The sequence below is a fragment of the Isoptericola sp. b408 genome, from assembly GCF_030588085.1.
Taxonomy (GTDB): Bacteria; Actinomycetota; Actinomycetes; order Actinomycetales; family Cellulomonadaceae; genus Isoptericola; species Isoptericola sediminis.
The window spans coordinates 160858-174720 of record NZ_JAUQYQ010000001.1 but is presented as its reverse complement, the minus strand read 5'-3'; the positions used below and the strand labels follow the sequence as shown (position 1 = coordinate 174720).

The 13863-nt window shown below is 73.8% G+C and carries 12 protein-coding genes; 5 read left to right on the top strand and 7 right to left on the bottom strand.

What is annotated here, in order from left to right; genetic code table 11:
- Positions 1 to 39: 39 nt before the first annotated feature.
- Positions 40 to 1383 carry a phosphoribosyltransferase family protein gene (locus Q6347_RS00785; RefSeq protein ID WP_171246580.1) on the bottom strand — a complete coding sequence of 448 codons (1344 nt, stop codon included), beginning with the start codon at positions 1381 to 1383 and terminating at the stop codon, positions 40 to 42.
- Between the two features lie 147 nt (positions 1384 to 1530).
- Here Q6347_RS00785 and Q6347_RS00780 point away from each other — a divergent pair, with 147 nt between their 5' ends.
- Positions 1531 to 1836 carry a DUF5808 domain-containing protein gene (locus Q6347_RS00780; protein ID WP_171246579.1) on the top strand — a complete coding sequence of 102 codons (306 nt, stop codon included), beginning with the start codon at positions 1531 to 1533 and terminating at the stop codon, positions 1834 to 1836.
- 43 nt (positions 1837 to 1879) lie between these two features.
- A complete protein-coding gene (locus tag Q6347_RS00775) occupies positions 1880 to 2884 on the top strand; it encodes an adenosine deaminase (RefSeq protein WP_304606374.1) in 1005 nt (334 codons plus the stop codon).
- Here Q6347_RS00775 and Q6347_RS00770 read toward each other — a convergent pair.
- Entirely contained in the window at positions 2865 to 3599 is a 735-nt protein-coding gene (locus Q6347_RS00770) for an ABC transporter ATP-binding protein (protein ID WP_304606373.1), read from the bottom strand. The two genes, Q6347_RS00775 and Q6347_RS00770, sit on opposite strands and share 20 nt — an antisense overlap.
- A gap of 21 nt (positions 3600 to 3620) precedes the next feature.
- Positions 3621 to 4709, bottom strand: coding sequence for an ABC transporter permease (locus tag Q6347_RS00765; RefSeq protein ID WP_304606372.1), 1089 nt, complete (start codon positions 4707 to 4709; stop codon positions 3621 to 3623).
- A gap of 153 nt (positions 4710 to 4862) precedes the next feature.
- Between Q6347_RS00765 and Q6347_RS00760 the strand changes: the two genes are divergently transcribed.
- Positions 4863 to 6077 (top strand): sensor histidine kinase, encoded by a 1215-nt coding sequence (locus tag Q6347_RS00760; protein ID WP_304606371.1) that lies wholly within the window; start codon positions 4863 to 4865, stop codon positions 6075 to 6077.
- Positions 6074 to 6697, top strand: coding sequence for a response regulator (locus Q6347_RS00755; RefSeq protein ID WP_304604779.1), 624 nt, complete (start codon positions 6074 to 6076; stop codon positions 6695 to 6697). The genes Q6347_RS00760 and Q6347_RS00755 overlap by 4 nt, the downstream gene beginning before the upstream one ends.
- Before the next feature lie 40 nt (positions 6698 to 6737).
- Here the strand turns inward: Q6347_RS00755 and Q6347_RS00750 are convergent, their stop codons facing one another.
- Complete coding sequence (locus Q6347_RS00750) at positions 6738 to 7544, bottom strand: ABC transporter permease (protein ID WP_171246573.1); 807 nt, start codon at positions 7542 to 7544, stop codon at positions 6738 to 6740.
- Entirely contained in the window at positions 7541 to 8509 is a 969-nt protein-coding gene (locus tag Q6347_RS00745) for an ATP-binding cassette domain-containing protein (protein WP_304606370.1), read from the bottom strand. The genes Q6347_RS00750 and Q6347_RS00745 overlap by 4 nt, the downstream gene beginning before the upstream one ends.
- 211 nt (positions 8510 to 8720) lie before the next feature.
- On the opposite strand from Q6347_RS00745, the gene Q6347_RS00740 reads away from it, so the two are divergent.
- The gene (locus Q6347_RS00740) at positions 8721 to 10331 is read left to right on the top strand and encodes an Ig-like domain repeat protein (protein WP_304606369.1); all 1611 of its coding nucleotides are present in this window, start codon (positions 8721 to 8723) and stop codon (positions 10329 to 10331) included.
- 19 nt (positions 10332 to 10350) lie between these two features.
- Here the strand turns inward: Q6347_RS00740 and Q6347_RS00735 are convergent, their stop codons facing one another.
- On the bottom strand, positions 10351 to 12492 hold the full coding sequence (locus Q6347_RS00735; RefSeq protein ID WP_304606368.1) for an alpha-galactosidase: 2142 nt from the start codon (positions 12490 to 12492) through the stop codon (positions 10351 to 10353).
- Positions 12489 to 13826: an ABC transporter substrate-binding protein gene (locus tag Q6347_RS00730; RefSeq protein ID WP_304606367.1), complete on the bottom strand. Its 1338-nt coding sequence runs from the start codon at positions 13824 to 13826 to the stop codon at positions 12489 to 12491. The genes Q6347_RS00735 and Q6347_RS00730 overlap by 4 nt, the downstream gene beginning before the upstream one ends.
- Positions 13827 to 13863: the final 37 nt, after the last annotated feature.

Below are 13863 nucleotides of genomic sequence, written 5' to 3'. Positions count from 1 at the left end.
TCCGGAGGTCGACGACCTCCACCGTAGCGGCACGGCTGCTCAGGTGTGCAGCACCGCCTGCGACGTGGCGGTGCTCTGAGGCATGTGCCCGAGGAACCAGTCCCGGGCGAGCTCGGCCGCGCGGTCCAGCGTGCCCGGCTCCTCGAACAGGTGCGTGGCCCCGGGAACGACCGCCAGGTCGTTCTCGCACCGCAGCCGTCGCTGGGCGCGGCGGTTGAGGTCCAGCACGCAGGAGTCCTCGCCGCCGACCACCAGCAGGGTGGGGGCGCGGACCTCGTGCAACCAGTCCGCGGCCAGGTCCGGACGGCCTCCGCGGGAGACGACGGCGGAGATGTCGTGGCCGAGCTGGGCGGCGGCCCGCAGCGCCGCGGCCGCACCGGTGCTCGCCCCGAAGTACCCGATGGGGAAGTCGTCCCAGCCCTGGGTGGTGCGCAGCCACCAGGTGGCGTCGACCAGCCGCCCGGCCATGCGTCGGATGTCGAACACCATCGGACGCTCCCACTCCTCGCGGGCGGTGAGCAGGTCGAAGATGAGCGTGCCCAGTCCGGCCTCGTTGAGGACCTGGGCGACGCGCCGGTTGCGCGGGCTGTGCCGGCTGCTGCCGCTGCCGTGGGCGAACACCACCAGCCCGACCGGGTCCTGCGGCACGGTGAGATGTCCGTTCAGCATCAGCGCACCAGCCCGGATCTCGACGTCCTCGTCCCGTGGCGGTGGCGGGTCCACGCTCGGGGGCTCGGCGGGCCGGGCCGCGTGCGTCGCACGCTCGAGCAGCGCCATGACCTGCTCGTCGTCGACCTGGCGGAAGTCCGCGTACCACTCGCCCACGGCGCGGAACGCGCGGGGGCTCTCGACGTAGACCACGTCATCGGCTACCTCCTGCAGTGCTTCCAGTGCCGGCGCGGCACCCACGGGCACGGCCACCACGACGCGGGCCGCTCCCCGGTCCCGGGCGATGAGGCACGCGGTGCGCGCCGTCGACCCGGTCGCGACCCCGTCGTCCACGACGAGGGCCGTGCGGCCCGCGAGGGGCACGAGCGGGTGCTGGCGGCGGATCCTGTGCACGCGCCGGTCCAGCTCCGCGCGTTCGGTGGCCTCGGCGCCGGCGAGCTCCTCGGCCGTGACCTGGGCGCGGCTGACGACCTGGTCGTCCACCACCCGGGCGTCCCCTTCACCGACCGCACCCATCGCCAGCTCGGGCTGGTAGGGGACGCCCAGCTTGCGCACGACGATGACGTCGAGCGGTGCGTCCAGCGCGACGGCGACCTCGAACGCCACGGGGACCCCGCCCCGGGGGAGGCCGAGGACGACGACGTCCTCGTCGCGCAGCCCGGCCAGCTCCTCGGCGAGACGCTGCCCGGCCTGGGTGCGGTCGGTGAAGGGCATGCCACCACGATGCGCGCCGCGGACGGGTCGGCAGAAGGGCCGTTGGTCCCGAATCGGCCGGGGACTCGGGCCCGACGTGCGCCGTCCCCTGGCCTGGCCGACCCGGGCGCGGCAGGATGGAGGCGGAACCGACGAGCGGAGGTCGCGATGGACACCGAGAAGAGCGGCAAGAAGAAGTCCGGCGGGATCAAGAAGTTCTACAAGGTGGTGATGCTCGCGATCGCCGTCGCGGCCGTCACCAAGGAGCTGCGCAAGGACCCCGAGGACCGTGAGTGGCACGGCAAGGTCGGGTTCGTGCCGTACGAGTTCCGGATGCCGACGATCTCGCGCGCCAAGGAGCGCCTCTGGGACCCCGAGGCCGAGCACGTCCTGGGACCGCAGGTCTTCGGCGTGGGCTGGACCGTGAACGTCGGCCGCGTGGTCGCGCTGGTCAAGGAGCGCGTCGCCGGCTGAGCCGTCCCGGCGGCGGCAGGACGATCGTGCCAGGGTGGACGGCGTGAGCACCGTCCCCGGTCCCGCCGCCCTGCCCTTCGCCGAGCTGCACCTGCACCTCGAGGGCACGCTCGAACCCGAGCTGGTCCTGGAGCTGGCCGCGCGGAACGCCGTGGAGCTGCCGTTCGCGGACGTCGAGGACCTGCGCCGCGCGTACGCGTTCAGCGACCTGCAGTCCTTCCTCGACCTGTACTACGCGAGCATGGCCGTGCTGCGCACCCCGCAGGACTTCGCGGACATGACGACCGCCTACCTGGCGCGTGCCGCGCGTGCCGGGGTGCGGCACGCCGAGGTGATGATCGACCCGCAGGCGCACCTCGTCCGCGGCGTGCCGCTCGAGGCCGTCCTGGAGGGTGTCGACGAGGCGCTGTCGACGAGCGAACGCGACCACGGCGTCTCGACCGCGCTCTTCGCGGCGTTCCTGCGCGACCGCCCCGAGTCCGAGGCGCTCGACGTGCTCCACCACCTCCTCGGCCTGCACGCGCCGATCGTCGGCATCGGGCTGGACTCGGCCGAGGCCGGCCACCCGCCGTCGAACTTCGCCCGGCTCTACGACCGGGCGCGCGCCGAGGGCCTGCACCTCATCGCCCACGCCGGCGAGGAGGGGCCGCCGCAGTACGTCGTCGAGGCCCTGGACGTGCTCGGTGTGGACCGGATCGATCACGGCATCCGCGCCCTGGAGGACGACGCGCTGGTCCAGCGGCTCGTCGACGAGCAGGTCCCGCTGACCGTCTGCCCGCTGTCGAACGTGGCGCTGCGGGCCGTCGACCGGCTGGAGGACCACCCGGTCCTGGCGATGCTGGACCGCGGGCTCAACGTGTCCGTCAACTCCGACGACCCGGCCTACTTCGGCGGATACCTGGACGACAACCTCGCCGCACTGACGACGTCGCTCGGCATGACGGCGGGGCAGCGGGCACGGCTGGCGGAGAACTCGATCCGGGCCGCCGTGCTCCCCGCCGACCGGCGTGCTGCCCTGCTGGCCGAGATCAGCCGGCAGGAGCGCTGACGCGCCGACCCCCGGGTGCCTCGGTCCGCTGCGGCCGGGTCCGGCCCGCGAGGCGGGCGTCGACCAGCCGGGCGGTGGCGTCCACCGGTCCCAGCGTCGAGGCGTCGTGCGAGACGAGGAGCGTCGCCGCGCCGGTCTCGCGCGCCAGGGACGTGATCAGCTCGACCACCCGCACGCCGCGGTCGTGGTCGAGGGCCGAGGTCGGCTCGTCGACGAGCAGGACCGCGGGGTCCCCGACCAGCGCGCGGGCGATCGCGACGCGCTGCCGCTGGCCGCCCGAGAGCTGCGCCGGCCGGTGGTGCGCACGGTCGGTCACCCCGACGGCGTCCAGCAGCTCCAGGGCCCGACGGCGCACCGTGGCGGGCCGTCGGCCGCGCAGGTGGGCGTGCAGCTCGAGCTGTTCCAGGGCCGTCAGGGAGTCCAGCAGCCGCGGTGCCTGGAAGACGACGCCGAGGTGGTCGCGGCGCCACCGCGTCGCCTCGGCCACGGAGGTCGTCGGGGTGAGCGCGACCTCCTCCCCGAGACGGACCCGGCCCGAGGTGGGCGGTGTCAGGCCGGCCGCGACCGCCAGCAGGCTCGACTTGCCCGACCCGGACGGTCCGAGCAGCGCGGTCGTGGTGCCGGCCGGCACGGTGAGCGAGACGTCGTCGACGGCGGTGAGCGTCGAGGTCCCGTCCGGGTAGACGAGGGTGATGCGGTCCAGGTGCAGGTCCACGGGTCTCTCCTTGCGGGGTATTCAGTGCGCGGCCAGCGCGGCGTGCGGGTCGATGCGGGTGATGCGGGCGACGGAGACGGCGGCCCCGGCCAGGCCGAGGAGCACGAGCCCGGCGGCGGGCAGCACGGTCGTGGTGGTGTCCACCAGCACGGGGACCGTCGCGGGCAGCAGACGGCCGCCCACGGCCGTGAGCAGGGTCCCGAGCCCGACTCCCACGGCGAGCACCACGGCCGCCTGGCCGAGCGCGTCCCGCAGCAGGTATCGGGTCGTGGCGCCGAGCGCCTTGAGCACGGCGACGTCGGCCGACCGGCTGATGGTCCACACGCTGAAGAAGGCACCCACCACCAGGGCCGAGATCGCGACCAGGAACCCCTGCATCGTGGTCAGCGACGTGTTCTCGCCGGCGTAGGAGGCCACGGCAGATCGTGCCTGGGCGGTCGTCACGGTGGTCGTGCCGACCGCGGCGTCGCCCCGGGCGGCTCCGTCGTCGCTCGTGGTCAGCGCGACGACGGTCGCCACCGGGTCGTCGGCGGACCCCGTGCCGCGGGCGCCGACGGCCTGCCAGTCCGCGAGGGTCGTCCACACCACCGGGGTGTGGGCGAAGGACGCCTCGACGTCCGTGGTGCCCACGACCTCCAGGGCGGTCCCCCCGACGGTCACGGTGTCGCCGGGAGCGGCGTCGAGCTCGGTGGCGGCCGCGGGGGAGAGCAGGACGCCGCCGGTGATGAGGTCCGGGGAACCGGCGGGCAGCAGGTGCGAGCCGGCCGGGACCCCGAACGCCGTGACCGAGGCGGTGCCGGCCGCCGACCCGGCGCGGGTCGTCGCGACCCCGAGGGGTTCGGCGGCGTCCACCCCCGGGACCTCTCGCCAGCGTCGCCACTGGTCGGCCGTGACCTGCGAGGCGGTGAAGGCCGGGGCGTCGTCCGGCCCCGGCATGGCGAACGCCAGGTGGTCGGCGGGCAGGTCGGTCACCGCTGAGGTGGACTCGCGGGCGAGGCCGGCGGTCAGGGAGGCGAGGAAGGTGACCAGGAAGGTGACGAGCACGATGACGGCGGTCATGAGGGCGAACCGCCCCCGGGCATGACGCAGGTCGCGCAGGGCGACGAACACGGCGGGTCCTTTCGACGAGGGATGTCCCCAGCGTCGTCGGCGCGGCGAGGCGTGCCATCGCCCCGGGGTGCGGTCCTGTCGCGCCGCACGGTCGATCCCGGGATCAACCGTTCGGACGATGTGCGGCGCGGCGGGCGGGCTAGCGTGGGACGGATGGACGGTCGCCCGCAGCACACGGCGGCACGCGGGCTCCTGGTGGGCCTCGACGTGCTCCTGGTCGTGCTCACCGTCGTGACGGTCGTCCGGGCGCCGGCGGGGCAGCGCGCGGCGACCGCGGTCGTCGCCCTGGTGCTGCTGGGGCTGTACGCGGCCGGACGACGCGTGGTGCGGGTGCACGACCGGCCCGTGGACGCCCCCCGCGGACGCTGGTGGCCGGACGCCGCCTGGGTGACCGCCCTGACGGTCGTGTGGGCCGTGCTGCTGGCCCTGTCCCCGGAGGCGTTGTGGACAGCCTTCCCGCTGCTGCTGCTCCAGATGCACGTCCTGGGGCCGCGCCGCGGGCTGCCCGCGGTGGCGGCGACGACCGTCGTGGCCGTCGGTGCCGGCCTGGCGCGCGCCGAGGGGCCGTGGCTCGGGTTCGTGCTCGGTCCCGTGCTGGGTGCCGCCGTCGCGGCCGGCGTCGTGCTGGGCCTCGAGGCGATCGTCCGCGAGTCCCAGGCGCGTCAGCGCGCCCTGGACGAGCTCACCCGCGCCCGCCGCCACCTCGCCCGGGCCGAGCGGGAGTCCGCCGTCGCGGCGGAGCGGGAACGGCTCGCCCGCGACATCCACGACACGCTGGCGCAGTCGTTGTCCGCGATCGAGCTGCTGCTGCGCACCGCCGACGAGGCCATCGGGACCGACGACGCCCGGGCACGGGCGCTCGTGGCCCGGTCCCGCGAGGCCGCCGCGAGCAGCCTCGCCGAGGCCCGACGGTTCGTGCGCGACCTGACCCCCGTGGACCTCGACGGCGGCACCCTGCTCGCGGCGCTGCGGCGCGTGGCCGAGCGCTCGACCGCCACGGCCGACGAGGCCGCGGGACACGCCGGCGCCCTGACGGTGACCGTGGAGTCGAGCGGCACACCACGGCCGCTGCCCCTCGCGGTGGAGACCGCGCTGCTGCGGGTCGCGCAGTCGGCGCTGGCGAACGTGGTCCGGCACGCCCGCGCCACCCAGGCCGGCGTCGTGCTGCGCTTCACCGACGACACCGTGGTGCTCGACGTCGTCGACGACGGGTGCGGGTTCGACCCGGGGGCGACCGACGGGTTCGGGCTCGCCGCCATGAGGTCGCGGGCGGCGGAGCTCGGCGGCACCCTCGTGGTCGACAGCACCCCGGGCAGCGGGACGGCGCTCGCGGTCGCGGTGCCTCTCGCCGAGGAGGCCGCGCCGTGATCGACCTGGTCATCGCCGACGACCATCCGGTGGTCAGGGCCGGCCTGCGCGCCGTCGTCGAGTCCACCGGGGACCTGCGCGTCGTGCACGAGGTCGCGACCGCCGAGGAGCTGCTGGCATGGCTGGCCGACGGCGGCACGGCCGACGTCGTCCTGCTCGACCTGCGGTTCGGCCCGGACCGGCTGACCGGGGCCGAGGCGACGCGCACGGTCGTGGACCGGTACGCCGTCCCGGTGCTGGTGGTGACGACCTACGGGTCGGACGCCGAGATCCTGTCCGCCGTGGAGGCCGGCGCGACGGGGTACCTGCTCAAGGACGCCCCCACGGAGGAGCTCGCGGGGGCGGTCCGGGCGGCCGCCGCGGGCCGGACCGTCCTGGACCCCGCGGTGCAGCGCCGGCTGCTGGGCCGGGTCAGGCAGCCCTTCGAGGCGTTGAGCTCACGGGAGCTCGAGGTGCTCGCGCTGGTCGCGGCCGGACGGTCCAACGAGGCGGTCGCCCGCGAGCTGGTCGTGTCGGTCGCGACCGTCAAGACGCACCTGACGCACGTGAACACCAAGCTGGGGACGCGTTCGCGCACCGAGGCGGTGGCGGTGGCGCGGGAGCGCGGGCTACTGCCCTGACCGACCGCGGGCGGTCCGTGGGGGGATGTGACGGCGCCCGTCACGTGCGGGCGGTGCGGCCCTGCAGCGCGCGGAACGCCAGCACGAAGCTCAGGACGCCGACGACGGCGATCGCCGCGAGGCCCTGCCAGAGCGCGGTCGCGTCCCAGCCCTCCATGATGAGCGACCGCAGCGCCGCGAGGAGATAGGTCACTGGGTTGAACTGGGCGATCGTCGCCAGCCACCCGGTCAGGGCGTCCAGCGGCAGGAACGTGGTGGTGAGGAACGCGAACGGGAAGAACAGCAGGAAGCTGGAGTTCACCGCCGCCGGGTTCCCCGTGCGCAGCGCGATGGCGTAGGGGAACCCGGTGAAGGCCAGCCCCCACAGGCCGGCGAGGAGCAGGAAGACCAGGACACCTGCGGCACCGGTGGCGAACTGGACGCCGAGGGCGAAGCCGAGGACGAGCACCGGCACCGACAGGGCGACGACCAGCGCGAGGTCGGCGACCATCAGGCCCAGCAGCAGCGAGGTGCGGTGCATGGGCGTGACGAGCAGCCGGTCGAAGTAGCCGCCGGTGATGTCGGTGACCAGGGCGCTGGCCCGCGACACACCCGTCACGGCGAAGATGATCGCCACGGGGATCTGGAAGGCCTTGAAGTCGTCGACGCCGGTGAACGTCGCGACGTCGCCGAGCGCGCCGACGTTGACCACGAAGAAGAACAGCGGGATGACCAGGGCGGGGATGATCGCCTCCGGCTCCCGGGGGATCTGCCGGAGCGCGCGGATCGCGACGGACAGCAGGTCACGCCAGAACCCGGCGGGTCGGGCCGAGACCGGATCGTCGCGCACGGCGGTGTCGGTGCTCATGGGGCCTCTCCTTCGTCGTCCTGGATGCGGTGACCGGTCACCCGGAAGAAGACGTCGTCGAGGGTCGGGTGACGCAGCGCGAGCTGCTGGACGGTGATGCCCGCACGGTCGAGCGCGAGGGCCACGGGGCTGACGGCTCGTGCGCCGTCGTCCACCGAGACCATGAGGGAGGTGCCGTCCGTCTCGACGCCACCGATGCCGGTGCCGCCGTCGAGCGTCTCGAGCGTCGTGCGGGCGTTCTCGACCTGGTCGCCGACCTCCACCACCAGGACGTCGGTGCCGATGGAACGCTTGAGCTCGCCCGGGGTGCCCTCGGCGACCAGCCCGCCGCGGTTGATGATGCCGACCCGGTCGGCGAGCGCGTCCGCCTCCTCGAGGTACTGGGTCGTGAGGAACACGGTGACCCCGAGCTCACGGTTGAGGCGGCGCACCTCGGCCCAGACCGTGGCGCGACTGATGGGGTCGAGTCCGGTGGTGGGCTCGTCCAGGAAGAGGATCCGCGGGTTGTGGATGAGGGCGAGCGCGAGGTCGAGCCGGCGCTTCATGCCGCCGGAGTACGTGCCCACCCGGTCGTCCAGCGCGTCGCCGATGTCGATGAGCTCGCGGAGCTCGGCCACGCGACGGGTGGTCTCCCGGGCGGTGAGCCCGTAGAAGCGGCCCTGCAGGCGGAGCATCTCGACGCCGGTCTGCTTGTCGTCGAGCGCCGCCTCCTGGAGCGCGACGCCGATGCGCAGCCTGACCGCGGTGGGCTCGTGCACGACGTCGTGGCCCGCGACCGTCGCCGTGCCGCCGGTCGGCGCCAGCAGGGTGCACAGCAGGCGGGTGAGCGTCGACTTCCCGGCGCCGTTCGGCCCCAGGAACCCGTACATCTCGCCCTCGTGGACGGTCAGGTCGACGCCGGCGACGGCGACGTTGTCGCCGAAACGTCGTTCGATGGCGCGCGTGACGATCGCGGTCTCGCTCATGGGGCTCCTCGGGGTGGCTGCACTCAGTGTGCTGAGTGATCACACGATCCGCTTCTCGAACGGGCGCCGACGAGCGTCCCGTGGTCAGGGCGCGGGAGCGTGGACTGCCCGCCTGACCGCTGGTTGACCGGAGCCTGAACATGTCCTGGACGGGCGCGGCGGATCCCTGTACTGTCCCGGACATCGACGACGGTGACGGGAGATCACTCCGATGACCAGCGGTTTCACCGCCCTGACCCGCACCGTGGCGATGGCGGTCGCCATTGCCCTCGGTCTGCTCACGATGCTCGTCGTCCCGGCCTCCGCGGCTGACGACGAACGTGAGGCCTCGGTGGTGGTCGTCGAGCAGGACACCAACTTCGTCTGGAGGCCGGCCGGGGGGTTCGTGCTCGACGTACGGGTGACCGACGAGGGCGGTCGCTCCATCGGCGGCCCGATCGAGGTGCTGGTGGACGGCGAGGTGGTCGAACGGAGGCGCCAGCCCTCCTACGAGCTGGGCGTGAACCCGCCGCCGTCGCTGCCCGGGCCGCACGAGGTCACGGTCCGGTTCCTGGGGGACCCGGCCTACCTGCCTGCCGAGTGGACGGGCACCCTCGACGTCGTGGAGGGCGACGTGTCGGCCGTCATGACCGTCGACGCCCCCGAGCAGGCCGCCCACCACGAGGGCGCGACCTTCACGGTCGACGTCGCGACGCCGTCCGACCCGCTGGTCGACGATCCTGACCAGCCGGACGGACGCGCGGTGGTGACCTGGGACGACCCGGCGATGGGCTTGCAGGACGCCCCGGTCCGGGAGGGATCCGGCGCGGTGCCGGTGCCGACGCAGATCCCCGGTGAGCACGCCTACGAGGTGACGTTCTACAGCTATGGCGACGTCCAGATCACCCGGGCCAGCGGGACGCTGACCATCGGCAAGGCCGGCCTCCCGCTGAAGGTCTGGTCCGACGACGCGCACGACGGGGTCGTGAACACCGCCCGGGGTGCGTGGGAGGTGGCCGTCTCCACGAACGCCTCCTGGTCGGTCGACGGCACGGTCTCGCTGTATGACGGGGACCGGCTGCTGCGGACCCGGGACGCCGTGGGCATCGAGTCCAGTGCCGCCGTGTTCACCCTCGCGGCCGACGAGGTGCCCGCCGGCCACCGGACGCTCACGGCGAGGCTGACGGGTTCGCCGTTCGTCGAGGACGCCAGCGCCACCCTGGACCTGGAGGTCGTGCGGAACCCGGCGGTGATCGGCGTGGAGCGCGCCACGGCCCGGACCTTCCAGTGGGGCCGTCCGCACAAGCTCCGTGTCGCCGTCCACAGCGCCGACAACTACTGGCCCGACGCCGTCCCGACGGGCACGGTGAAGGTGTACCGCGGAACGACGCGCGTCGGGACCGGGACTCTCGACGACTCGGGTGAGGTCGTCGTGCGGATCTGGGGCAAGAAGCTCCCGGTCGGACGCACGACGCTCCGGGTCGTCTACACCGGTGACACCGTCTACGAGAAGACGGTGCGGTACCGCACCGTGCGGGTGTACAAGGCCAGGACGAAGCTGCGGGCGAGCATCCTCGACACGACCGTCCACCGTCCCCAGCAGGTCAAGGTCCGGTTCCGCCTGAGCTCGCCGTCGAACGTCGCCCTGACGGGCAAGGTCAAGCTCAAGGTGGACGGCGTGACGGTCAAGACGGTGCGACTGAGGAAGAAGCACGACGGAGCGCGCACGGTCTCGCTGCCCGCGTCGGTCGAACCGGGGCACCACTACCTGAAGGTCGTCTACGTCGGCACCGCGACGAAGAAGAGGTCGGTCAAGGTGCCGCTGTACTTCACCGTGTCCTGACACGACCCCCCGCACGGCGTCAGAGGGACGACGCGACCGCGTGCACGCGCAGCAGCACGGCCTGCTCGGGTGCCAGCGGCGGCAGCGGCAGCCCGGTGCTGCCCAGCACCGATCCGGGCAGGGTGACCGACCCGGCGACCCACCACGGCGGCAGCGTCTCGCCGACCGCCAGCGGGGGACCGGTCAGCTCGACCCGTTCCAACCGGTAGGTGGTGGCGGGGTCGAGACCGGGCAGGACGAGCGGTGCGGGCACCGCCGGGCCCGAGGACCACCGGGTGACCACCGCGAAGGCCGCCTCCGCGGCGTCGGGGGACACCACGCCGTGCACCCACGTGTCCTCGTCCGGCCGGTCCGCCCGGACGGTGCGTCCGCCGGCCACGAGCGGCCGCAGCTCGCGCACGAGCGCCGTCCAGCGGGTGATCGCCGCGAGGTCGTCCCCGTCGAGGCGCGTCAGGTCCGTCTCCAGCCCGGAGTGCCCGAACAGCGCGGTCACGAGGCGCAGCTCGAGGTCGTGCACCCGGCCCGTCGTGTGCGCCCGGTCGGCCCCGACGTGGGAGCCCACCAGCTCGGGCGGCACGAGCAGACCGGTCCAGCGCTGCACGGCCTGGCGTTCCAGGGCGTCGTTCGTGTCCGAGGCCCACACCCGGTCGGCGCGGTCCAGCACGTCGAGGTCGACACGGCCGCCGCCGGAGGAGCACGACTCGATCTCCACGCCGGGGAAGCGGGCGCGGAGCTCGTCCATGAGCCGGCGCGTCGCCAGCACCTGGGGCCGGGAGGGCGCGTCGAGCACGTCCCGGTTCTGGTCCCACTTGAGGAACTCGATCGGGTACTCCTCCAGGAGCGCCACGAGGGCGTCCCGCACGTGGGTCCAGGCGTCCGGGTTCGCGAGATCGAGCACCTGCTGGAACCGCCACGGGATCGGGTCACGGTGGGCCGTGCCCCGCAGGACCCAGTCGGGGTGCTCGCGCGCGAGGTCGGAGTCGGCGTTGACCATCTCCGGCTCGATCCACAGCCCGAACCCCATGCCCAGGCCCCGCACGTGGTCGACGAGCGGGTGCAGGCCGGCGGGCCAGACGTCCTCGTCCACGGTCCAGTCGCCGAGGCCCCGGCGTTCGTCCCGGCGGCCGCGGAACCAGCCGTCGTCGAGCACGAACCGCTCGACGCCGGTGACGGCGGCGAGGTCGGCCAGCTCCCGCAGCCGCCCGAGGTCGTGGTCGAAGTAGACGGCCTCCCAGGTGTTGAGCGTGACGGGCCGCGGGCTGCGTACCCGGCCCGGCCTCGCCCGCACCCAGTCGTGGAACCGTGCCGAGACGCCGTCGAGGCCCTGGTCGGACCAGCACGCGAGGGTGCGCGGGGACGTGTAGGTCTCCCCGGGGGCGACGACGACGTCCCCGGGACCCCACAGCTCCCCGGCGCCGACGACGGTGCGGGCGCTGGGCAGGCGTTCGACGCGGAGCGCGCTGTCCCCGGACCACGCGTGGTGGACGGCCCAGACCTCCCCGGTGCGGAAGCCGAACCCCGCGGTGCCGACCACCGTCACGGTCGGCGCGTCGTGCCCGGGGCGACCGTGCCGCGCGCCGCGGAACCAGGTCCCCTCGCGCAGCGGGGCGCGTTGCGGTCGCCGCTCGCCGGACCAGCGTCCGGTGAGGTCGAGCACCTCGTCCGCCCGGTCGGGCAGCGGGAGGGAGGACGCGAGGTGGTCCAGCACGTAGTCGTCGCGTCCGGTGTTGGTGAGCGACGTCGTGGACTCCAGGACGCCGTGCTCGTCGAGGCCGAGGGTGATCACGACCTCGATCCCGGCGGCCTCGTCGGCCAGGCCGACCCGCAGCGACGACGGGGTCGCCGTCGTCCCGGTGTGCCGCAGGTGCGGGTGCCGGGCGGCCGACCGCGACTCCCCGGGCCGCCAGCCCGACAGACCGGGTGAGCCCTGCCAGCCGTCCGAGGACGTGGGCACGAGCGTCGTCCGCAGCGGGGTGCCGACGGCGCTCGCCGTGACGGCCGGCACCTGCGCATCGGCGAACGCCACCAGCGTCGTGTCGTCGAGCGCGCCGAGGTCGGTGCCCCAGTGGACGACGACGGGCACCCGCGTGCCGCGGGCGTCGAGCACGAGGCTCGAGCCCGCGGCACGCAGGTGGTGCACCCCGGGGGTGGAGGAGGTCACTCCGCCACCGGGATGGACTGCGACTGCAGCGTCTGGATCGTGGCCTCCTGACCCGACTCCAGCGCGTCGGTCAGGGTGCCCGAGCCGCCGAGGGCGGCGCCGAACCCGTCGGCCACGTCGTTGTACGTCTGCGCCATGGTCGGACCCCAGGTGAAGTTCGGGTCCGTGCCCGCGGCCGCCTCGGCGAAGACGTCGAAGATCGCCTGGCCGCCGTAGAACTCGAGACCTTCCTGCAGCGCCGGCAGCTCGAGACCGGCCGTCGTCGCGGGGTAGAGACCGCCCTCCTGGTTGAGCGTGGTCAGCGCCTCCTCGGAGGTGTTGAGCCACAGCGCGAACTGCGCGGCCTCGTACGGGTGCTCGCTGCCCTGCAGGACGGCGACGGTCGAACCGCCCCAGTTGCCCGCCGCGTTCGCGCCGGGCTCCCACTGCGGCATCGGCGCCACGGCCCAGTCGCCGGCGGTGTCGGGGGCACCGGACGAGATCGAGTTGCTGCCCCACACGGCGCTGACCCAGGTCCACAGCTCACCGGTGTTGAGCTCGTTGTTCCACTCGTCGGAGAACCCGGCCGTGTCCTTGACCAGGTCGTCGTCGATGAGGCCCTGCCAGTACTCGGCGACCTCGGTGGACTCCGGGCCGGTCAGGTCGACCGTCCAGGCGTCGCCGTCGTTGCTGAACCACTGACCGTCGTTCTGCCACACGAGGCCGGCGAACCAGTTGACGTCGGTGCGCGGGAAGTGGGTGATGTAGGAGCCCTCGTCCCGGATGGCCTGCGCGGCCTCGGCGTACTCGTCCCAGGTGGTCGGCACCTCGATGCCGGCCTCCTCGAACAGGTCGGCGCGGTAGAACATCGCCATCGGGCCGGTGTCCTGCGGGATCGCGTAGACCGACCCCTCCTCGCCGAACGTGACCTGCTGCCAGGTCCAGTCCACGAACTGGTCGCCGGCGTCGAGGACGCCCTCGCAGGCGCCGATGTCGACCAGGCCGTCCTGCACCCGGAAGTTCGGCAGCGTGTCGAACTCGATCTGGCCGAGGTCGGGCGCCTCGTCCGCCTCGAGCTGGTTGAAGAAGTCCTGGTAGGTGCCGGCGTTGCCCGCCGGACCGGAGTTGTAGGTGACCTGGATGTCGGGGTTCTGCTCGTTCCAGATCTCGACGGCGCTCTCCATGCCGGGGACCCACCCGGTGTAGGTCAGCTCGACCTGACCGTCCGTCGGTTCGCAGGCGGCGGCCTCGTCGCCGCCGTCGGTGGTGTCTCCGCTGCCGCCGGAGCAGGCGGCGAGCATCGCGGTGGCGGCGACGGTGGCCGCGCTCGCGCGGACCAGGTGTCGACGGGACATGGTGTTCCTCCTTGAACGGGGTGGGTGGTGCAGGTCG

Excerpts from the sequence above, each read along its gene's own strand:
- Q6347_RS00785 (WP_171246580.1), bottom strand. The coding sequence starts at position 1,383 with ATGCCCTTCACCGACCGCACCCAGGCCGGGCAGCGTCTCGCCGAGGAG.
- Q6347_RS00780 (WP_171246579.1), top strand. The coding sequence starts at position 1,531 with ATGGACACCGAGAAGAGCGGCAAGAAGAAGTCCGGCGGGATCAAGAAG.
- Q6347_RS00760 (WP_304606371.1), top strand. The coding sequence starts at position 4,863 with ATGGACGGTCGCCCGCAGCACACGGCGGCACGCGGGCTCCTGGTGGGC.
- Q6347_RS00750 (WP_171246573.1), bottom strand. The coding sequence starts at position 7,544 with ATGAGCACCGACACCGCCGTGCGCGACGATCCGGTCTCGGCCCGACCC.
- Q6347_RS00745 (WP_304606370.1), bottom strand. The coding sequence starts at position 8,509 with ATGAGCGAGACCGCGATCGTCACGCGCGCCATCGAACGACGTTTCGGC.
- Q6347_RS00740 (WP_304606369.1), top strand. The coding sequence starts at position 8,721 with ATGACCAGCGGTTTCACCGCCCTGACCCGCACCGTGGCGATGGCGGTC.
- Q6347_RS00730 (WP_304606367.1), bottom strand. The coding sequence starts at position 13,826 with ATGTCCCGTCGACACCTGGTCCGCGCGAGCGCGGCCACCGTCGCCGCC.